The following is a 20,243-nucleotide window of genomic DNA, read 5'->3' as shown; positions in this document are numbered from 1 at the left end:
GAAAGAGAAAGGCACGCCTCCAATCTGGAGGCGTGCCGCGAGTCGGTGTGCGGCCCTGCGTGGCCGCTTTTTTCATGCCCGCTTCCGGCCCCCGCAGCCCCCCTTTCGCCGACGGACTCGCCGTCCGGCGGGGCTTTGTCACGCCGTCGGTGCTTCCGGATGGACGGGATTAAGTTCTTTCCGTAAGCTGTACGTGTGACAGATTGCTGCTAACCTGAACCAAACAACAGGCGGCTTCGCGGAAGGCTGCTGAAAACAGGGAATGGGGAGGATATGGCAAGTGACGTCATTCTGGAGACGCGCGGACTGACCAAGGAATTCCGGGGCTTCGTCGCCGTCCGCGACGTCAGCCTGCGGGTGAAGCGGGGGTCCATCCATGCGCTGATCGGTCCCAACGGGGCCGGAAAAACGACCGTTTTCAATCTGCTCACCAAGTTTCTTCAACCCAGCAATGGGAACATCCTGTTCAACGGGCGCGACATCACCGCGGTGAAGCCGGCGGATGTGGCGCGCCTTGGCATCATCCGCTCCTTCCAGATTTCGGCGGTGTTCCCGCATCTGTCGGTTCTGGAGAATGTGCGCGTCGGGCTGCAACGGCCGCTCGGCAACTCTTTCCACTTCTGGAAATCGGAATCGGTGCTCGACCGGCTGAATGGGCGGGCGATGGAGTTGCTGGAGGATGTCGGGCTGGTCGGCTACGCCCACCGGCCGGCGGCGGAGCTTCCCTATGGCCGCAAGCGCGCGCTGGAGATCGCCACGACGTTGGCCCTGGAGCCGGAGATGCTGCTGCTGGACGAGCCGATGGCCGGCATGGGGCACGAGGATATCGACCGCATCGCTGCGCTGATCAAGCGGGTCTCGGCCAACCGCACGATCCTGATGGTCGAACACAACCTGTCCGTGGTTTCCAACCTGTCGGACTGGATCACCGTTCTGGCCCGCGGTGAGATTCTGGCCGAAGGCCCCTACGCCGAGGTGTCGCGTCACCCGAAGGTTCGGGAAGCCTATATGGGGAGCGGTCATGCCTGACGGCGCAACGGTGAAGACCGCGATGCTGGAGGTCTCCGATCTCCACGCCTTCTACGGCGAAAGCCACGTCCTGCACGGGGTGAACCTGGAGGTCCGCCAGGGGGAGGTGGTGACCCTGCTGGGCCGCAACGGCGCCGGCAAGACGACCACCATGCGTTCCATCATGGGCATCGTCGGCAAGCGCACCGGCTCCATCCGCTTCCAGGGGCAGGAACTGATCGGCATGGCGCCTCACAGGATCCCACGCCTGGGCATCGGCTATGTGCCGGAGGAGCGCGGGATCTTCGCCTCGCTCAACGTCGAGGAAAACCTGACGTTGCCGCCCGTCGTGAAGGACGGCGGCATGACGGTCCAGCAGATCTACGAGCTGTTCCCCAACCTGCAGGGCCGGGGCTCGACCCAGGGCACGCGCCTGTCGGGTGGCGAGCAGCAGATGCTGGCCATCGCGCGCATCCTGCGCACCGGCGCCACCATGATCCTGCTCGACGAACCGACGGAAGGGCTGGCCCCGGTGATCATCGAACAAATCGGGGTGGCCGTCCGAAAGCTCAAGCAGCGCGGTTTCACCGTTCTGCTGGTGGAGCAGAACTTCCGCTTCGCCGCCACCATCGCCGACCGCCATTACATGATGGAAGAAGGTCATGTGGTGGACATGATCCCGAACAACCAGCTCGCCGCCAACATGGAGAAGCTGCACACGTATCTGGGTGTCTGAATCAACAAGCAGAAACGCTCGAATTCGAACGGGGAGGAATGGAATGATTGCACGTCTGCTTGCCGGAGCGGCGCTTGCCGCGTTGGCCGTCGGTTCCGCGCAGGCCCAGCAGGGCAAGATCTCCGGCGACGTCGTGAAGATCGGCGTCCTCAACGACCGCTCCGGCCTCTACGCCGATTTGGGCGGCGAGGGCTCGGCGGTCGCCGTCCGCATGGCGGTCGAGGAGGTGGGCGGCAAGATCCTGGGCAAGCCCATCGAGGTCGTCTCGGCCGACCACCAGAACAAGCCGGACATCGGCTCCAACCTCTCCCGCGAATGGATCGACCGCGACGGGGTGGACGTCATCGTCGACGTGCCGAACTCCGGCGTCGCCCTGGCGGTGCAGGAGGTGACGCGCGAGAAGAAGAAGATCTTCCTGATGCAGGGGCCGGCGACCTCGCGCCTGACCGGCGACGCCTGCTCGCCCACCGGCTTCCACTGGGCCTACGACACCCGCGCGCTGGCCGTCGGCACCGGTCAGGCCATCGTGAAGGAGGGCGGCAAGAGCTGGTTCTTCCTGACCGCCGACTACGCCTTCGGCCACCAGCTCGAAACCGACACGGCGGCGCAGGTGAAGAAGGCCGGCGGTACGGTCGTCGGCGCTGTGCGCGCACCGCTGAACACGGCGGACTTCTCCTCCTTCCTGCTGCAGGCGCAGTCGTCGGGCGCGCAGGTCATCGGCCTCGCCAACGCCGGCGGCGACACCATCACCTCGATCAAGCAGGCGTCGGAGTTCGGCCTGACGCAGAGCGGGCAGCAGAAGCTGGCCGGGCTGCTGATCTTCCTGTCGGACGTGCACGCGCTGGGACTCCAGGTCGCCCAGGATCTCGTCCTGACCACCGGCTTCTACTGGGACATGGACGACGAGAAGCGAGCCTGGTCGGAGAAGTACAAGGCGAAGACCGGCAAGATGCCGACCATGGTGCAGGCCGGCAGCTACTCCTCGGTGAAGCACTATCTGAAGGCTATCGAGGCGGCGGGGACCGACGACGGCCCGACCGTTGCCGCCAAGATGAAGGAGATGCCGGTCAACGACATGTTCGCCAAGAACGGCAAGATCCTGCCGAACGGGCGCATGGTCCACGACATGTATCTGGCCCGCGTGAAGAAGCCCAGCGAGTCCAAGGGGCCGTGGGATTATTATGAGATCATCCGCACCATCCCCGGCGACGAGGCCTTCGCCACCCTGGCGGAAAGCGGCTGCAAGCTGCCGGGCTGATCCCCGCCCGCCCTGGCGCCCGGTTTCCCGCCACGGCGCGGGGCCGGGGCCGGGGCGATCACCCGCCGCGCGGAACGGCCGGAGGCGAACCACTCATGTCCACCATCTTCGGCATCCCGCCCCAGGCGCTGTTCGGGCAGCTTCTGCTGGGGCTGATCAACGGGTCCTTCTACGCGCTGCTCAGCCTCGGGCTGGCGGTCATCTTCGGCATGCTCAACGTCATCAACTTCGCCCACGGCGCGCTCTACATGCTGGGAGCGTTCGTGGCGTGGCTGCTGCTGACCACGGCGGGGGTCGGCTACTGGTGGGCGCTGCTGCTGGCGCCGCTGGTCGTCGGCGCCTTCGGCGTGCTGTTGGAAAAGACGCTGCTCAGCCGCCTCTACAAGCTCGACCATCTCTACGGGCTGCTGCTTACCTTCGGCCTCGCGCTGATCGTGGAGGGGATTTTCCGCCATTTCTACGGCGTGTCGGGCCAACCTTATCCCATTCCCGACCTGCTGCGCGGCGGACAGAATCTTGGCTTCATGTTCCTGCCCAACTATCGCGGCTGGGTCGTCGTCGCCTCGCTGGTCGTCTGCCTCGCCACCTGGTACGCCATCGAACGGACGAAGCTCGGCGCCTACCTGCGCGCCGCAACCGAGAATCCGGTGCTGGTCCAGGCCTTCGGCATCAATGTGCCGCTGATGATCACGGCCACCTATGGCTTCGGCGTCGCTCTGGCCGGGCTGGCCGGCGTGCTGGCCGCCCCGATCTATCAGGTGTCGCCGCTGATGGGCTCCAACCTGATCATCGTCGTCTTCGCCGTGGTGGTGATCGGCGGCATGGGGTCGATTCTGGGGGCGGTGCTGACCGGATACGGTCTGGGCCTGTTGGAAGGTCTGACGAAGGTGTTCTATCCGGAGGCGTCCAACATCGTCGTCTTCGTCATCATGGCCGTGGTGCTGCTGATCAAGCCCGCCGGCCTGTTCGGGCGGGAGAGGTGACCCATGGCGACCGAGATCCACGCCGTCCGCCGCGACACCGCGGCTTCCGCCACCGGAAGACCGGCCATGCCGGGTCTGCTGGCCCTGGCCGTGCTGCTGCTGGTCCTGATCGCCGCGCCCTACGTGCTGTATCCCGTCTTCGTGATGAAGGTGCTGTGCTTCGCGCTGTTCGCCTGCGCCTTCAACCTGCTGATCGGCTTCGCCGGTCTGCTCAGCTTCGGCCATGCCGCCTTCTTCGGCGGCGCGGCCTACATCACCGCCCACACGGTGAAGGTCTGGGGGCTTCCGCCGGAACTCGGCATCCTGCTGGGCACCGCCTTTTCCGCGACGCTCGGGCTGGCCTTCGGCGCGCTGGCGATTCGGCGGCAGGGGATCTACTTCGCCATGATCACGCTGGCCCTGTCGCAAATGGTCTTCTTCATGGCGCTGCAGCTCAAGTTCACCGGCGGTGAGGACGGCATCCAGGCGGTGCCGCGCGGGCATCTGTTCGGGGTGATCGACCTCAGCCAATCGATGTCGATGTACTACACGGTGCTGGCGGTCTTCCTGTTCGGCTTCGTGGTGATCTGGCGCACCGTCCATTCGCCCTTCGGGCAGGTCCTGAAGGCGATTCGCGAGAACGAGCCGCGCGCCATCTCGCTCGGCTACCGCACTGATCATTACAAGCTGATGGCCTTCGTCCTGTCCGCGGCGCTGGCCGGTCTGGCCGGCGGCACCAAGGCCATTGTCTTCCAACTCGCCACGCTGACCGACGTGCAGTGGCAGATGTCCGGCGCGGTGGTGCTGATGACCCTGCTGGGCGGCATCGGAACGCTGTTCGGCCCGGTGGTCGGGGCGGCGCTGGTGGTGACGCTGGAGAATTATCTGGCGGCGAGCAACCTGCCGGTGCCGGTGGTGATCGGCGTGATCTTCGTCGCCTGCGTGCTGCTGTTCCGCCGCGGCATCGTCGGGGAGATCGCTGCCCGCTTCGGCGAAAAACGCCCGTGAGCCAGGAGATGATTGCAGTTATTCATTTTGGAGCACTCAATGGCTGAGACGGTCCATCCATTTTACGAGGATCATCGCAGCGCGATGGAGGCCGCCATGCGCCATCGCCTCGATCTTGCCGAAGCGATGTTGGGCGAGCACCTTCATCCATCCAGCATTGATGGGATCAAGCGGGAGGTGATGGACGAGTTCGGCATCGTGCTCGCTCAAATGCCCTATGTCGGGGGCGCGGACAGTCGCATGAGCGACTTCTTCATGCGTCTCCTGGGCTTCATGGCCATCAGCCGGGTGCTCCGGCGGCACGGTGTGCCGCTGTCCGTGATCGGCGACATCGAGCGGGACACCTACAAAGCCCAATTGCTCACCGTGCCCGAAGCGGAGCGTCTCGCCTCGGGGCGACAGTTCCTGTCGCCGGAGAACCAGGCGTTTCTGCGCGAGCAGGCGGAGAAAAGCCGCCAGGAGCGGTTTCCCGAGGATTTCGTCTACGACTTCGTCGAGCCGGGACCGGGGGATGAATTCACGTTCGGCATCAACTATCGAGCCTGCGGTTTCTGCAAATTCGCGGCCCGTCACGGTGACAAGGACATTCTGCCGAACATCTGCGGTCTTGATTTCGACGCCTACGCGACACGCGGCATCCATCTGGAAAGAACGCAAACCCTGGCCGGCGGCGCCAGCCACTGCGATTTCCGATTCTCGCGGCTCCGGTCGGCCTGAATGCCCGCCTTCGGAGGGGGCGATCGCGGTCGCCCCCTCCGGGAACAGAATTAAAGCCGCAGGGCCTCCTCCGTCGGCTGGTAACCCAGCCCCTGGGCGTCGGCAACCGCCTTGCAGGTGATCGCCCCGGCGTGGATGTTCAGCCCGGCGCGCAGGTGTGGGTCGCGCGCCAGCGCCGCGCGGTACCCTCGGTTGGCGAGCGCCAGCGTGAAGGGCAGGGTGGCGTTGTTCAGCGCGAAGGTCGAGGTGCGCGCGACCGCCCCCGGCATGTTGGCGACGCAGTAATGGACCACCCCGTCCACCAGATAGGTCGGCTCAGCGTGGGTGGTCGGGTGCGAGGTCTCGAAGCAGCCGCCCTGGTCGATGGCGACGTCCACCACCACGGCGCCCCGCCGCATCCGCTCCACCATCGCCTTGGTCACCAGCTTCGGTGCCTCGGCCCCCGGCACGAGAACCGCGCCGATGACGAGGTCGGCGTCGAGCACATGCTCCTCGATCGTGTCGACGGTCGAATAGAGCGTCTGAAGCTTCGCGCCGAACTGCAGATCCAGCTCCTTCAGCCGGGGCAGCGACTTGTCGATGACGATGACCTTCGCCTCCAGCCCCATGGCCATGCGGGCGGCGTTGGTGCCGACCACGCCGCCACCCAGCACCACCACCTTGGCCGCCGGAACGCCGGGCACGCCGCCGAGCAGGACGCCGCGCCCGCCCTGAGCCTTCTCCAGACAATGGGCGCCGGCTTGCACCGACATGCGGCCGGCCACCTCGCTCATCGGCGCCAGGAGCGGCAGGCCGCCGCGGGAATCCGTCACCGTCTCGTAGGCGATGGCGACGGCTCCGGAGTCCAGCAGCAGCTTGGTCTGGTTCGGATCGGGGGCGAGGTGCAGATAGGTGAACAGGATCTGCCCCCGGCGCAGCATCGCGCATTCCTGCGGCTGGGGTTCCTTCACCTTCACCACCATGTCCGCGCGGGCGAAGACGGTTGCGGCGTCCGGTACGATCTCCGCCCCGGCGGCTTCATAGTGCTCGTCGTCCAGCCCGATGGCTGCGCCGGCTCCTGTCTGAATCAGCACGCGGTGACCGTGATGAACCAGTTCGCGGACTGAAGCCGGGGTCAATCCGACGCGGTATTCATGGTTTTTGATTTCCGTCGGCACGCCGATGAGCATGGGCATCCTCCGCGGGTGGGCCGGTGCCGGACCAGGACGGGCAGCGCGCCGGCTCAGGGTTCCTTACCTCAGAATTTGGGGCGTGCTCCGGCCATCCGCATCTCACTTGCTGTGCTGCTTGGTGATTCTCTTTGGATCAATTAAAACACTCCATGAAATTTTATACGAAACTCTACTCAATAAACCCCGGCACAGACTTCTCTGTATCCGCAAAAAAGTAGGTAAGGTTAGTTTTTAGAGTTGTGGAACTATTATTCGCCACCATGGTATATGGATGTTTGTGTCGCACTGCACAAAAATCGCGACACTCAAGAAAAATGGGGGGAGCGTCCGATTCGGACGGAACGAAACCAGGAGCAAGGCAGATGGCTTCAGAGAAGGACGCGCAGACCATCGCGCGCGACACCGCCGCCAAAGGCCGGAATGTTGCCGAGGACACCACCCGCCGCATGGCGGAAACCGCCGCGGAAACGACCCAGCGCGGCGCCGATACGGCCAGCGACATGATGGGTAAGGCGACCCAAGTGGCCGGCCAGGTCGCCGGCCAGACCTCCGATCAACTCAACCGCATGATGGGCCTGTCCGCACAAGCCCAGGGCGAGGTCGCCCAGCAGGCCCGCGAGAATATGGACGTCATGACGCAATGCGGGTCCGTGCTGATGGACGGGATGCAGTCCATCATGCGCGAATGGATGGGCTTCGCCCAGGAGGCCATGGCCCGCAACGCGGAAGGCATCAACGCGATGATGCGCAGCCGGTCGGTCCAGGACCTCTACGCCGCGCAGAGCAGCATGGTCAAAGACGAGATGGAACTTCTGCTGAACCGCAGCGTCAAGGTGTCGGAGCTGTCGGCAAAAACCGCGAACGACGCGGTGCGGCGGCTGAACGCGCGGGCCGAAGGGGCCGCGCGCCACGTTCGCCGCAGCGCCTGACGCTTCACCAACGATCCATCCTGGCCTTGCGCCCCCGGACCAGTCGGTCCAGGGGCGTTCTTTTTTGTGCGCGCGCCGGTCACTTCGCGACGATGCGGCCTTCGACCTTCGGGGCGACCGTCTTCTTCGCCTCCACGTAATCCATGACCATCGTCGCCATCAGCACGGCGCCGGAGGCGTCCACCACCGTCCGGCCGCGGGTCAGCGCGGCGTAGCCGTCGCCGCCCTTCAGCATGTAGTCGTTGGTCGCCACCCGGTAGGTCCTGGCGGGGTCGAGCGGCTGGCCGCCCACCGTCACGCCGGTCACGCGGGTGCCGGACGGCAGCCTCGCGTCATAAGTGAAGGTCAGGCCCGACACCTGGGGGAAGCGCCCGGCCTTGTCCTCCACCTTCGACACGCCATGCTCCAGCGCGGCCAGAATATCGGCGCCGGACAGCAGCGTCAGCACGGCGACGTTGCCGAAGGGCATCTCCGCGAAGATGTCCTTGCGGGTCAGCGAACTGCCCGCCGGGTGCAGCGTGTCGGCGCGGATGCCGCCGCCGTTGGTGATGGCGACGTCGGCCTTCAGCCCGTCGCGCAGCGCGTCGGCGATCAGGTTGCCCATCGTCGTTTCCTGCGAACGGACGACGTCCTTGCGGCTGTCCAGGTCGCTTTCCGTCCGCCCGATCACCCCGGCCAGCGTGGTGTCGAGCTGGTCGGTGTAGCGTTTGACCAGCGCTCCGACCTCTGCGTCCGGGGCCACTCCGGCGGTGCTGACGAAGCGCCAGCCGGCTGGAGCGACGGTGGTCGCCGGCTCCTTGTCGGTGGCTTTGGTGCTGACCGCCAGATCGATGACGCCGAGATAATGGCCGTCCGCCCCGGCCTTCAGGATCAGGGTCGAACCTTCATAGAAGCTGATCGGGTCATGGTCGTGACCGCCCAGAAGGAGGTCGATGCCCTTCACCTTGACGGCCAGATCGCGGTCTTCTGCGATGGTCTGGTGGGTCAGCGCCACGACGACGTTCGCTCCCTCGTCGCGCAGCGCCTTCACCGCCAGGGCTGCGGCGGCTTGCACGTTGGTGAAGGTCGCCTCCGCCCCGCCGCTGGACAACTGCGCGGTTTCCGGGGTCAGGACGCCGAGGAATCCGACCTTGATGTCGCCGACCGTCTTCGTCCAGGTGGCGACCGAACCGGGAAGCGGTTTGGCGTCCGGCCCGGCGATGTTGGTGCCGACCCAAGGGAATTTCGATTCGGCGATGCGGGCCTTCAGCACCTCCGTGCCGAAGTCGAACTCGTGGTTCCCGAAGCCGACGACGTCCACGCCCATGGCGTTGAACAAGTCGGGCATCTGCGCGCCCCGGGTCGTCCCGGAGAGCAGGGACGGGGAGAGGAAATCACCGCCGACCGTCGTCAGCGCCCCGGCGCTGCGCTCCCGCTCCGCCTTCAGCACCGTCATCAGGGGGGCGAAGCCGCCGCGGCCCTTCACCGGGGAAATCTCGTAAATGTCGTTGAAGTGCAGGAAGGTCACCGTGCCGTTCTGCGCGGCGGCAGGTGCTGAGAAAAGCAGGGTCGCAGGGAAAAGCAGGGTGCCGGCAAGGGCGGCGGCCCCCGCCAGCGTGCGAATCCGGGTCAGCATCGATCTCGTCTCCCTGGGGAAGTTGAAAGGCTTCCTTCGCGTCTTCGCACTGTACGCCGTCCTGCGGCGCGGCGCATAGCCGCCTTGCACCGCTTGATTTCGCCGCCTCTGCCGCTCATGAACGGGGCATCCGCTTTCACCGACGTGGTCTCTCCATGCGCATCCTGGTCGTTCAGAACAACCGAAACGCCCCCGCCGGACTCGTCGGGGACGCGCTGGCCGAGTTCGGCGCGACGCTGGTCACCGTCGCCGCGGACGAAGGGGAAGCGCTCCCCGCCACGCCGGAGGGCTATCACGGGCTGCTGGTTCTCGGCGGACCGCAGGACGCCTGGAACGACGCGCAGGGGCCGCACTTTCCGCAGGTCATGGAACTGATCCGCGCCTTCGCGGCGGAAGAGCGACCGGTGATGGGCATCTGCCTTGGGGCGCAGTTGGCCGCCCGTGCCTTCGGCGCCCGCGTCTACCGCCATTCGGTGGCGGAGATCGGCGTGGGCGCGGTCCGGCTGTTCAATGCCGCTTCGGACGATCCGCTGCTCGGCGGGCTGGCGCCGGAACTGCGCATGGTGCAGTGGCACTACGACACCTTCGAGTTCCCCGAGGGTGCCGTGCCCCTGGCCTGGAGCGAAGCCTGCATGCGTCAGGCCTTCCGGCTCGGCCGCAATCTCTACGCCTTCCAGTTCCACCCGGAGGCCGACGCCGCCATCGTCCGCGGCTGGGCGGAGAAGTTCGGCGTCGACTCGCGGGAGCGCAACCGGGCCGTCCTCGACGGGCTGGACGCCGCGCTGGAGCGGCACCTGCCCGCCGCCGAGGTGGTCGCCCGGACGATCTCCCGCCGCTGGCTGGATCTGATGATCGAACGGGCGGCCTGAACGTTAGCCGCGCAGTTCCGCCAGCAGTTCCGGCGTGTCCACGTCGTAGAGGATGCCGCCGTCCTCCACCGGCACCTCGACCACCTGATCGGCGTGGGTGGCCAGCAGGGTCTTGGCCCCGGCGTCGCCGCTCAGCTTCGCCATCTCCGCGAAGAAGCCACGGTCCCACAGGACCGGGTTGCCGCGCTTGCCATGGACGGTCGGAACGCAGACGGTCCGGCCCTCCAGCGGGTTGTAGGCGGCGATCAGCCGGTCGATGGCCTGCGGCGTGACCCGCGGCATGTCGCCGAGGCACACCACCACACCGTCGACATCCGCCGGCAGAGCGGCCAGCCCGGCGCGCAGCGAGGCGCTGAGCCCGTCGGCGAAGGACGGGTTGTGGACGATGGTCAGCGGGCGCCCGGCGAGCGGGGCGGACACCGCCTCCGCCATGTGGCCGGTCACCACCACCACCGGCTTGGCCTGCGAGGCCAGCACCGATTCGATCGTGCGGACGACCAGCGGCTCCCCACCGACATCGGCGAGCAGCTTGTTGCTGCCGCCCATCCGGCTCGATCGCCCGGCGGCGAGCACCAGCGCGGCGATGCGCGGCGCGCGCGGCGGCTCCACCGCGACGGCGCCGGCGCGGGGCAGGGGCCGGCTGGGGATCTCGGCCAGCAGACCGCCCACGCCCATGCGCATGACGTCGGCCCGCGTCACCGGGATCCCCGCGGCGATGCGCTGGAGCACCCAGTCGAAGCCGTTCAGCTTGGGCGACCGTGCGCAGCCGGGCAGGCCGAGCACCGGCGTCTCCCCGATACGAGCGATCAGCAGCAGGTTGCCGGGGTCGACCGGCATGCCAAAATGCTCGATCACGCCGCCCGCCCGCTCGATGCCCGCCGGCAGCACATCGCGCCGGTCGGTGATGGCCGAGGCCCCGGCGATCAGCAGCAGGTCGACGCGCCCCGCCGCCGCGATGGCGTCGGCAAGAGCCGCCTCGCCGTGGTAGCAGCGCGAATCGCGGACCAGCCGCCCGCCCATCGCCTCCAGACGGTCCCGCGTCACCGCCACGGTCTTGTCGAGGACGCTGTCCTTCACGCCGGGCAGGCGGGTCTGGATCAGCGCAGCGGTCAGCGGACGGAAGGGGGCGACGCGCAGCGCCGGCATCCCGGCCGACGCCTCGACCTCCGCCCCTTCCACGGCACCGCGGGGGGCGGCGAAGGGGATGATCTTGACCGTGGCGACCATCTGGCCGGGCTCGACCGGCGCGAAGGCGGGCAGGGTGGCGACCGTTACGCTTTCGTCGATGAGGTTCAGCGCGTTGATCCGTTCGACATCCGGAACGAACAGGCCGCGCGACTCCGCGAACAGGTTGACGCGGCCGGTGAAGGCGGCGCCCACCGTGATCTCCTGCCCCTTCAGGGCGGCGGCGATGCGGGCCGCCGCCGCGTCCTCGCCCACATCGTCAGGACCGGGCTTGGCGGCGGTCACCGTGGTGAAGCCGGCGTCGCGCAGCGCCGTCACGTCCTCAGCGCTGAGGATGCGGCCCTTCTTGAAGCTGACGGAGCCGCGGCGGACCGAATGCGCCAGGATGGCGCCCTCCAGCTCCCGCAGGGGCAGCGGGCCGAAAAACATGGTGATGAACTCCTGTCAGGCCGCGCCGGCCTTGCGCCGCACGGCGGTGATCTGGGCCATGACCGATAGGGCGATTTCCGCCGGGGTCACGGCGCCAATGTCCAGCCCGACCGGGGCGTGGATGCGCGCCAGCTCCGCGTCGGTCACGCCCTGCTCCTTCAGCCGCTCCAGCCGCTTGGCGTGGGTGCGCTTGCTGCCGAGCGACCCGACGTAGAAGGCCGGGGAGCGCAGCGCCACCAGCAGCGCCGGGTCGTCCAGCTTGGGGTCGTGGGTCAGGGTCACCACGGCGGTGCGGTTGTCGATCGCCAGGGCGGACAGCGCCTCGTCCGGCCAGGAATCGTGCAGGGAAACGCCGGGAAAGCGCGATTCCGTGGCGAAGGAGCCGCGCGGGTCGATCACCGTGACGGCGTAGCCGGTCAGCGCGGCAAGGGGGGCCAGCGCCTGGGCGATGTGCACGGCGCCGACCACCAGCAGGCGCAGCGGCGGGTTGTGGGTCTGGACGAAGAGCTGGACGCCGTCCTCCTCATCCTCCAAATCGCTGACGAGGCCGGAACGATCCTGGCGCAGCCGCTCCCGCACCTCCTCCAGAAGGTCGTCCTCAAGCCCGAAGCCGCCGTGGATGGCGTCCTCGTAGACGAGAGTCTGCAGACCGGTGCCGAGGTCGGTGACCAGGGCCACGGGACGCCCGGCCTTGCGGGCGGCCAGCAGCCGTTCGGTGATGTCGCGCTTCATTCCACAGCCTCGACATAAACCTGCACCCGGCCGCCGCAGGCCAGCCCGACCTCCCAGGCCATTTCGTTGCTGACCCCGAACGAAATCATCCGGGGCTCGCCATCCTCCATGGTCTTGCGCGCCTCGTGCACCACGGCCCCCTCGATGCAGCCGCCGGAGACAGAGCCGATCATCGAACCGGCGTCATCCACCGCCATCTGGCTGCCCACCGGACGGGGGGAGGACCCCCAGGTGGCGACCACCGTCGCCAGGGCCACCTTGCGGCCCTCCGCGCGCCAGCCCGCGGCCTGCTCCAGAATATCGTCCTTCATGCGGCCTCCTTCAGCCACTTGCGCAGGCTTTCGGCCCGTCGCGGCCCGTCGCGGTTCAGCGCGTCGGCGAGCCCGGCCAGACTGTTCAGGTTGTGGACCGGGCGGAAGTCGTCCACATGCGGCAACAAGGCCCGGATACCGCTGGATTTTGGTGCGAACCCTTCCCACCGCAAGAGCGGGTTCAGCCAGACCAGACGGCGGCAGCTCTTGTGCAGCCGTTCGGCCTCCGCCGCAAGCCCCTCGCCGGCATCCCGGTCCAGCCCGTCGCTGATGAGCAGAACCACCGCGCCCTGGCCGAGCACCCGGCGCGCCCAGGTCCGGTTGAAGGCGTGCAGCGCCGTGCCGATGCGCGTTCCGCCCGACCAGTCGGCCACCGCCGCCGACACGGCGTCCAGCGCCACGTCCACGTCCTTGTGCCGCAGATGGCGGGTGATGTTGGTCAGGCGGGTGCCGAAGACGAAGCTGTGCACCCGGTCGCGGTCGTTGCTGACCGCGTGCATGAAATGCAGCAGCATCCGCGAATAGCGCGTCATGGAACCGGAGATGTCGCACAGCACCACCAGCGGCGGCGGCCGCGTGCGGCGGCTGCGCCGCGCCAGATCGGCGAGATCGCCACCGGAGCGCAGCATCCGCCGCAGCGTCGCCCGCGGGTCCGCGCGCGGCCCCCGCGGGTCGGGGCGGTGGCGGCGGATCGTCACCTCGGCCACCGGCAGGGCGATGCGGGCGAGCATCCGCTTGGCCTCGGCCATCTCCGCCGCCGACATTTTCTCGAAATCCTTCTCCTGCAACCGTTCCTGGGCCGAAACGGTGAAGGCGGCGTCCACCTCGATCTCCGACTTCTCGGGCCCCTCGGCCTCCGGCGCGGTGCCGCGCAGCGCGTCGGCGACGCGGCGGGACAGCGGGTCCTGGGCGTCCGGGGACTCCGTGCGGATGGTCGGCAGCATCAGCCCTATCATCCGCTTCAGGATGTCCGGGTTGCGCCAGAAGACGTGGAAGGCCTGATCGAAGACCTCGCGCTGGTCGCGCCGGTTCACGAAGACGGCGTGCAGCGCCCAATAGAAGTCCGCACGGTTGCCAATCCCCACGGCCTCCACCGCCTCGACAGCCTGGAGCAGCTTGCCCGGCCCGACCGGCAGCCCCGCAGCCCTCAGCGCGCGGGCGAAATGCATCAGGTTGATGGCGAGGCCGCCTTGCATGGCCGCTCACCGCGCCGTGGAGGCGGCAAGTTCCGTCTTGACCTGAGCCAGGATGCGCGCGGCCTCGCTGCCCTGGATGCGGGCGATGTCGTCCTGGTACTTCAGCAGCGTGCCCAGCGTGTCGTTGATGACCGAGGGCTCAAGTTCCAGCTGGTTCAGTTCCACCAATGCCTGCGCCCAGTCCAGAGTCTCCGCCACGCCCGGCGCCTTGTAGAGGTCCATCCCGCGCAGGCTCTGCACGACGCCGACCACCTGGGCGGCCAGCCGGGCGTCGGCGTTCGGCGCCTTCACCGCCAGGATGGCGCGCTCGCGCTCGGCGTTGGGGTAATCGACCCAGTGGTAGAAGCAGCGCCGCTTCAGAGCGTCGTGAATCTCGCGGGTGCGGTTGGAGGTCAGGATGACGATGGGCGGCTCCGGCGCCGTGACCGTGCCGAACTCCGGGATCGAGACCTGGAAGTCGGAAAGGATTTCGAGGAGATAGGCCTCGAACGGCTCGTCGGTGCGGTCCAGTTCGTCGATCAGCAGGACGGGCGCGCCGGCCGGATCGGGCTCCAACGCCTGGAGCAGCGGGCGCTTGATGAGGAAGCGTTCGGAGAAAAGGTCGGCGGCGAGCGCGTCCCGGTCGCGGTCGCCCGACGCCTCGGCCAGCCGGATTTCCATCATCTGCCGGGCGTAGTTCCACTCGTAGACCGCCGCGGCGACGTCCAGCCCCTCGTAGCATTGCAGCCGCAGCAGGCGCCGGCCCAGCGTGGCGGACAGCACCTTGGCGATCTCGGTCTTGCCGACCCCGGCCTCGCCCTCCAGAAACAGCGGACGCCGCAGCTTCAAGGCGAGGTACAGCGCCGTTGCCAGCGAGCGGTCGGCGACGTAGTTCCCCCGCCGCAGCAGGTCCAGCGTGTCATCGACGGAGGCGGGGAGGGTGTTGGGCATGGTGAGCGGAACGCCTTGCAGGGTGCGGTAGCCCTCTCCCCTCTGGAGGAGAGGGTGGCCCGGAGGGCCGGTGAGGGGGGCGCTTATGGGAAGTCCGGCACAAGCGCAACCCCCTCACCCTAACCCTCTCCCCGGAGGGGAGAGGGGACTTTCAAGGTAATGGGACTTTTACCCACACGCCTCCACCGCGCGCCGCGCCATCACCCGCACAAGATGGGCGCGGTAGTCGGCGCTGGCGTGGATGTCGGCGTTAAGCCCGGCCGCCGACACCGACGCGCCGTTCAGGGCGTCGGCGCGGAAGTCCTGGGCCAGCGCCGCCTCCATGTCCTCCGCCCGGAAGACGGACGGGCCGGCGCCGGTCACCGCCACGCGCACCTCGCTCCCAAACACGGCCACGAAGACGCCGACGATGGCGTAGCGGCTGGCCGGATTGCGGAACTTGGCGTAGGCGGCCTTGTCGGGCTTCCGGAAATGCACGGCGGTGACGATCTCGCCGGGCTCCAGCGCCGTCTCGAACATGCCGGTGAAGAAGTCGTCGCCCGCGATCTCCCGCCGGTCGGTCCGCACCGTGGCCTTCAGCGCGACGACCGCGGCGGGGTAGTCGGCGGAGGGGTCGGCGTTGCAGATCGACCCGCCGAGCGTGCCCATGTTGCGCACCTGCCGGTCGCCGATGCCCTCGGCGAGGCTGGCCAGCGCCGGGATGACGCGCTGCACCGTCTCGGAATGGGCGACCTCAGCGTGGCGGGTAAAGGCGCCGACCGTCAGGCCGCCGGTCTCCTCCCGGATGCCCTGAAGCTCCGGGATCTGGCCGAGGTCGATCAGATCGCTCGGCCGGGCGAGGCGCTGCTTGAGCGTCGGCAGGAGCGTCTGCCCGCCGCCCAGCAGCTTCGGGTCCTCGAACTGGCCGAGCAGGGCGACGGCGTCGGCGACGCTCTTGGGGCGGTGATAGGTGAAGGCGTACATGATGTCTCCTCCCTCTTACTCGGCCGCCTGGGCGGGGGTGTGGCGTCGGATCGCCTGCCAGACCCGCTCCGGGGTCGCCGGCATGTCGAGATGGGTGACGCCGTACTCGGACAGGGCGTGCACCACCGCGTTCATCACGGCGGCCGACGCGCCGATGGTCCCGGCCTCGCCGCAGCCCTTCACGCCCAGCGGGTTGTGCGTGCAGGGCTGGTCCTCGTGGTAGCGGACCGTGAAGGACGGCACGTCGTCCGCCCGCGGCATGCAATAGTCCATGTAGGAGCCGGTGATGAGCTGACCCGACTCCTCGTCATAGACGCAGTTCTCGTAGAGCGCCTGTCCGATGCCCTGGACCAGCCCGCCATGGACCTGCCCCTCGACAATCAGCGGGTTGATGACGCGCCCGAAATCGTCCACGGCGGCGAAGCTGACCACCTGCACCACGCCGGTGTCGGGGTCGATCTCCACCTCGCAGACGTGGCAGCCGTTGGGGTAGGTGAAGTTCTTCGGGTCGTAGAAGGCCTGCTCGTCCAGCCCCGGCTCCAGCTCGTCGAGTGGGAAGTTGTGTGGGACGTAGGCCTGCAGGGCGATGTCGCCGATGGTCAGGGCCTTGTCGGTGCCCGCCACGACGAAGCGCCCGTCCTTGGCCTCGATGTCGGCCTCCGCGGCCTCCAGCATGTGGGCGGCGATCTTCTTGGCCTTGCGCTCCACCTTGTCCATCGCCTTGACGATGGCCGACCCGCCGACCGCCAGGGAGCGGGAGCCGTAGGTGCCCATGCCGAAGGGGATCTTGCTGGTGTCGCCGTGGACGATCTCCACATTCTCGATGGGCACGCCGAAGCGTTCGGAGACGAGCTGCGCGAAGGTCGTCTCGTGTCCCTGCCCATGGCTGTGGGAGCCGGTGAAGACCGTCACCGAGCCGGTCGGGTGGAAGCGCACCTCCGCCGATTCGTACAGTCCGGCCCGCGCGCCGAGCGCGCCGGCGATGTTGCTGGGGGCGATGCCGCAGGCCTCGATGTAGGTGGCGAAGCCGATGCCGCGCAGCTTGCCGCGCCGGGCGGACTCGGCCTTGCGCGCCGCGAAGCCGTCGTAGTCGACCAAGGGCAGGGCGATGTCCAGATTTTTGGCGAAGTCGCCGGTGTCGTACTGGAGCGCCACCGGGGTCTGGTAGGGCATGGCGCTGGCCGGCACGAAGTTGCGACGGCGCAGCTCCGCCTTGTCGATGCCCGTCTCGGCGGCGGCGACCTCGACCAGCCGTTCGATCAGGTAGCAGGCCTCCGGCCGCCCGGCGCCGCGATAGGCGTCCACCGGCACGGTGTTGGTGAAGACCGCCTTGACCTCGGCGTAGATCGCCGGGGTCTTGTACTGGCCGGCCAGCAGCGTGGCGTAGAGGTAGGTCGGGATCGAAGGCGCGAAGGTCGACAGATAGGCGCCCATGTTGGCGATGGTCGCGACGCGCAACGCCAGGAAATTGCCGTCCTTGTCCATCGCCAGCTCGGCGTGGCTGACATGATCGCGGCCGTGGGCGTCGGTCAGGAAGCTCTCGGAGCGCTCGGCGGTCCACTTGACAGGGCGCCCGACCTTCTTCGCCGCCCAGGTGACGACGGCCTCCTCCCCGTAATGGAAGATCTTGGAGCCGAAGCCGCCGCCGACGTCGGGGGCGACGACACGCAGCTTGTGCTCCGGAATACCCAGCACGAAGGCGCCCATCAGCAGGCGGATGACGTGCGGATTCTGGCTGGTGGTGGTCAGCGTGTGCTCGCCGGTCGCCCGATCGTACTCGCCCAGCGCCGCCCGCGGCTCCATCGCGTTGGGGATAAGGCGCTGGTTGATCAGGTCGAGCTTCGCCACATGGGCCGCCTGCGCGAAGGCCGCGTCCACCGCCGCCGCGTCGCCCAGATGCCAGTCGAAGCAGAGGTTGCCGCCGACGTCGTCGTGGACCAGCGGCGCGCCGCCCTCCAGCGCTTTCAGCGAGGTCACCGCCGCCGGCAGTTCCTCGTAATCGACCATCACCAGCTCGGCGGCGTCCTTTGCCTGCTCGCGCGTCTCGGCGATCACCACGGCGACGGCGTCGCCGACGTAGCGCGCGCGGTCGCGGGCGATCGGGAAGTGCGGCGGCTCCTTCATCGGGGAACCGTCCTTGGAGTGGATCTGCCAACCGCAGGGCAGGCTGCCGACCTTGTCGGCCTCCATGTCGGCACCGGTCAGCACGGCGATCACCCCGGGGGCCTGCATGGCCTCGGCCGCGTCGATGCCGGTGATGCGGGCGTGGGCGTAGGGGGACCGGACGAAGACCGCGTGGGTCTGGCCGGGTCGGTGGATGTCGTCGGTGTAGGAGCCGCGCCCGGTCAGGAAGCGCGCATCCTCGCGCCGGCGCACGGAAGCGCCGATGCCGTTGGGGTTCGCCATCTTCGTGTTCCTCCCATGAGAGCCTTTTTCCGACCGTTATTCGGCGGCGGCCTTCATCGTGCCGCCCTGCATCGCTTCCGCCCCGGCCATCACCGCCTTGACGATGTTGTGGTAGCCGGTGCAGCGACAGATGTTGCCCTCCAGACCTTCGCGGACCTCATGCTCGCTGGGGGAGGGGTTGGCCGTCACCAGATCGACGGCGCTCATGACCATGCCCGGCGTGCAGAAGCCGCATTGCAGGCCGTGATGCTCGCGGAAGGCCGCCTGCATCGGGTGCAGCGTGCCGTCGGCCGCCGCCAGACCCTCGATGGTGGTGACCGCGGCGCCGTCGGCCTGGGCCGCCAGCATGGTGCAGGACTTCACCGACCGCCCGTCGATGTGGACGACGCAGGCGCCGCACTGGCTGGTGTCGCAGCCGACATGGGTGCCGGTCAGGCCGAGCTGGTCACGGAGGAAGGTGACCAGCAAGGTCCGCTCCTCCACCTCGCGCGAGACCGCCTTTCCGTTGACGGTCATGGAAACGGTACACGGCATCCGCTGTCCTCCCATTGTTGGTGACGTTCTGTTGCCCCGACCTTCGCGACGCTTCGTTCGACGGCTCTTCCAAATCTGCGGGATAAAGTGTGGTTCAGGACCAACCGGAACAAGGATAGGGGGGCATCGTCCTATCCGGTCAAGACGCCGTTCGGCCTCCTCCGAAGGGAGAGTGCGTGTGCCGAACCGCCGCGTTTCTTTCGGATCCTACGGACTGGCGGACCCACCGCCCGCAAGTTAGGATACCCAACAATCCGGCGCAAACCAAAGCGTCTTACGAACGATCCGAGACGGACAGCCTTTTGGGAGGGAAGTAGAATGAAGCGTTTCCTGGCCACGGTCGGCGTCTGCATGCTCACCGCGCTGCCGGCCCAGGCCGAGCAGTTCGTCACCGTCCTGACCGGCGGCACCAGTGGCGTCTATTACCCGCTGGGCGTCGCGCTGTCGGGCATCTACGGCAAGGCCATTCCGGGTGCCAAGGTCACGGTCCAGGCGACCAAGGCCTCGGTGGAGAACCTGAACCTCCTCCAGTCGGAGCGCGGCGAGATCGCCTTCTCGCTCGGCGATTCGCTGAGCGGCGCCTGGAAGGGCGACGAAGAGGCCGGCTTCAAGACTAAGCTGACCAAGCTGCGCACCGTCGCCGCCATCTATCCCAACTACATTCAGATCGTGGCGAGCAAGGATTCCGGCGTGAAGACGCTGGCCGACCTGAAGGGCAAGCGCGTGTCGGTCGGTGCGCCGAAGTCGGGGACGGAGTTGAACGCCCGCGCCATCTTCACCGCCGCCGGGCTGGGCTACAAGGACTTCGCCAAGACCGAGTATCTCCCCTTTGCCGAATCGGTGGATCTGATCAAGAACCGGCAGCTCGACGCGACGTTGATCTCCGCGGGCCTCGGCGTGGCGGCGATCAAGGATCTGGCGACCTCACAGGACATCACCATCGTGTCGATCCCGGCCGACGTGATCCAGAAGGTTGGCGACCCGGCCTACATCGCCGAGACCATCCCGGCCAACAGCTACAGCGGCCAGAGCGAGCCGGTGCCGACCGCGGCGGTGCGCAACCTGCTGGTCACCCACGCCGGCGTGTCGGACGACGCGGTCTATGCGATGACCAAGGCGATGTTTGAGAATCTCGACGCGATGGCCGCGGCCCACGCCGCCGCCAAGCAGATCAAGTTGGACGCGACCACCATCCAGTCGCCGGTGCCGCTGCATCCGGGCGCCGAGAAGTTCTACAAGGAAAAGGGTCTGATGTAAGCGCGCCCCGTCGCCCCGGGAATCCC

19 protein-coding genes are annotated in these 20,243 nt (G+C 67.7%); 9 read left to right on the top strand and 10 right to left on the bottom strand.

Annotated elements, in window-relative coordinates; genetic code table 11:
* Positions 1 to 273: 273 nt before the first annotated feature.
* The 6 genes from H1Q64_RS11580 to H1Q64_RS11555 all read left to right on the top strand — a co-directional run bounded on the left by H1Q64_RS11580 (position 274) and on the right by H1Q64_RS11555 (position 5,689).
* Positions 274 to 1,029 (top strand): ABC transporter ATP-binding protein, encoded by a 756-nt coding sequence (locus H1Q64_RS11580; RefSeq protein WP_237903615.1) that lies wholly within the window; start codon positions 274 to 276, stop codon positions 1,027 to 1,029.
* Positions 1,022 to 1,744 (top strand): ABC transporter ATP-binding protein, encoded by a 723-nt coding sequence (locus H1Q64_RS11575; protein WP_237903614.1) that lies wholly within the window; start codon positions 1,022 to 1,024, stop codon positions 1,742 to 1,744. The genes H1Q64_RS11580 and H1Q64_RS11575 overlap by 8 nt, the downstream gene beginning before the upstream one ends.
* Positions 1,745 to 1,787: 43 nt before the next feature.
* The gene (locus H1Q64_RS11570; protein ID WP_237903613.1) at positions 1,788 to 3,002 is read left to right on the top strand and encodes an ABC transporter substrate-binding protein; all 1,215 of its coding nucleotides are present in this window, start codon (positions 1,788 to 1,790) and stop codon (positions 3,000 to 3,002) included.
* Positions 3,003 to 3,097: 95 nt separating this feature from the next.
* Positions 3,098 to 3,985: a branched-chain amino acid ABC transporter permease gene (locus H1Q64_RS11565; protein ID WP_237903612.1), complete on the top strand. Its 888-nt coding sequence runs from the start codon at positions 3,098 to 3,100 to the stop codon at positions 3,983 to 3,985.
* Between the two features lie 3 nt (positions 3,986 to 3,988).
* The gene (locus tag H1Q64_RS11560; RefSeq protein WP_237903611.1) at positions 3,989 to 4,972 is read left to right on the top strand and encodes a branched-chain amino acid ABC transporter permease; all 984 of its coding nucleotides are present in this window, start codon (positions 3,989 to 3,991) and stop codon (positions 4,970 to 4,972) included.
* 39 nt (positions 4,973 to 5,011) lie between these two features.
* Positions 5,012 to 5,689 carry an L-2-amino-thiazoline-4-carboxylic acid hydrolase gene (locus H1Q64_RS11555; RefSeq protein ID WP_237903610.1) on the top strand — a complete coding sequence of 226 codons (678 nt, stop codon included), beginning with the start codon at positions 5,012 to 5,014 and terminating at the stop codon, positions 5,687 to 5,689.
* 50 nt (positions 5,690 to 5,739) lie between these two features.
* On the opposite strand, the gene ald is transcribed toward H1Q64_RS11555, so the two are convergent.
* On the bottom strand, positions 5,740 to 6,858 hold the full coding sequence (ald, locus tag H1Q64_RS11550; protein ID WP_237903609.1) for an alanine dehydrogenase: 1,119 nt from the start codon (positions 6,856 to 6,858) through the stop codon (positions 5,740 to 5,742).
* Positions 6,859 to 7,223: 365 nt separating this feature from the next.
* On the opposite strand from ald, the gene H1Q64_RS11545 reads away from it, so the two are divergent.
* Positions 7,224 to 7,790: a phasin family protein gene (locus tag H1Q64_RS11545; RefSeq protein ID WP_237903608.1), complete on the top strand. Its 567-nt coding sequence runs from the start codon at positions 7,224 to 7,226 to the stop codon at positions 7,788 to 7,790.
* A gap of 79 nt (positions 7,791 to 7,869) precedes the next feature.
* On the opposite strand, the gene H1Q64_RS11540 is transcribed toward H1Q64_RS11545, so the two are convergent.
* Positions 7,870 to 9,405 (bottom strand): bifunctional metallophosphatase/5'-nucleotidase, encoded by a 1,536-nt coding sequence (locus H1Q64_RS11540; protein ID WP_237903607.1) that lies wholly within the window; start codon positions 9,403 to 9,405, stop codon positions 7,870 to 7,872.
* A gap of 155 nt (positions 9,406 to 9,560) precedes the next feature.
* Here H1Q64_RS11540 and H1Q64_RS11535 point away from each other — a divergent pair, with 155 nt between their 5' ends.
* On the top strand, positions 9,561 to 10,274 hold the full coding sequence (locus H1Q64_RS11535) for a type 1 glutamine amidotransferase (RefSeq protein WP_237903606.1): 714 nt from the start codon (positions 9,561 to 9,563) through the stop codon (positions 10,272 to 10,274).
* A 3-nt stretch (positions 10,275 to 10,277) separates the two neighbouring features.
* Here H1Q64_RS11535 and H1Q64_RS11530 read toward each other — a convergent pair whose 3' ends face one another.
* From H1Q64_RS11530 to H1Q64_RS11495, 8 genes are all read right to left on the bottom strand, one after another.
* The gene (locus H1Q64_RS11530; RefSeq protein WP_237903605.1) at positions 10,278 to 11,888 is read right to left on the bottom strand and encodes an NTP transferase domain-containing protein; all 1,611 of its coding nucleotides are present in this window, start codon (positions 11,886 to 11,888) and stop codon (positions 10,278 to 10,280) included.
* A 15-nt stretch (positions 11,889 to 11,903) separates the two neighbouring features.
* Positions 11,904 to 12,620, bottom strand: coding sequence for an XdhC family protein (locus tag H1Q64_RS11525; protein ID WP_237903604.1), 717 nt, complete (start codon positions 12,618 to 12,620; stop codon positions 11,904 to 11,906).
* Positions 12,617 to 12,931 carry an XdhC family protein gene (locus tag H1Q64_RS11520; protein WP_035673760.1) on the bottom strand — a complete coding sequence of 105 codons (315 nt, stop codon included), beginning with the start codon at positions 12,929 to 12,931 and terminating at the stop codon, positions 12,617 to 12,619. Before H1Q64_RS11520 ends, H1Q64_RS11525 begins: the two co-directional genes overlap by 4 nt.
* Positions 12,928 to 14,127, bottom strand: a complete 1,200-nt coding sequence (locus H1Q64_RS11515) for a vWA domain-containing protein (RefSeq protein ID WP_237903603.1) — start codon at positions 14,125 to 14,127, stop codon at positions 12,928 to 12,930. The genes H1Q64_RS11520 and H1Q64_RS11515 overlap by 4 nt, the downstream gene beginning before the upstream one ends.
* Before the next feature lie 6 nt (positions 14,128 to 14,133).
* Entirely contained in the window at positions 14,134 to 15,057 is a 924-nt protein-coding gene (locus H1Q64_RS11510) for an AAA family ATPase (RefSeq protein ID WP_200474485.1), read from the bottom strand.
* 168 nt (positions 15,058 to 15,225) lie between these two features.
* Positions 15,226 to 16,020, bottom strand: a complete 795-nt coding sequence (locus tag H1Q64_RS11505) for an FAD binding domain-containing protein (protein WP_237903602.1) — start codon at positions 16,018 to 16,020, stop codon at positions 15,226 to 15,228.
* Positions 16,021 to 16,035: 15 nt separating this feature from the next.
* The gene (locus H1Q64_RS11500) at positions 16,036 to 18,426 is read right to left on the bottom strand and encodes a xanthine dehydrogenase family protein molybdopterin-binding subunit (RefSeq protein WP_237903601.1); all 2,391 of its coding nucleotides are present in this window, start codon (positions 18,424 to 18,426) and stop codon (positions 16,036 to 16,038) included.
* A 36-nt stretch (positions 18,427 to 18,462) separates the two neighbouring features.
* On the bottom strand, positions 18,463 to 18,960 hold the full coding sequence (locus H1Q64_RS11495; RefSeq protein ID WP_035673773.1) for a (2Fe-2S)-binding protein: 498 nt from the start codon (positions 18,958 to 18,960) through the stop codon (positions 18,463 to 18,465).
* Positions 18,961 to 19,278: 318 nt separating this feature from the next.
* On the opposite strand from H1Q64_RS11495, the gene H1Q64_RS11490 reads away from it, so the two are divergent.
* Positions 19,279 to 20,217, top strand: coding sequence for a TAXI family TRAP transporter solute-binding subunit (locus H1Q64_RS11490; RefSeq protein ID WP_237903600.1), 939 nt, complete (start codon positions 19,279 to 19,281; stop codon positions 20,215 to 20,217).
* Positions 20,218 to 20,243: the final 26 nt, after the last annotated feature.

It is taken from the genome of Azospirillum brasilense, from assembly GCF_022023855.1.
Lineage (GTDB): Bacteria > Pseudomonadota > Alphaproteobacteria > Azospirillales > Azospirillaceae > Azospirillum > Azospirillum brasilense_F.
This window is presented reverse-complemented; position numbering and strand designations above follow the sequence as displayed.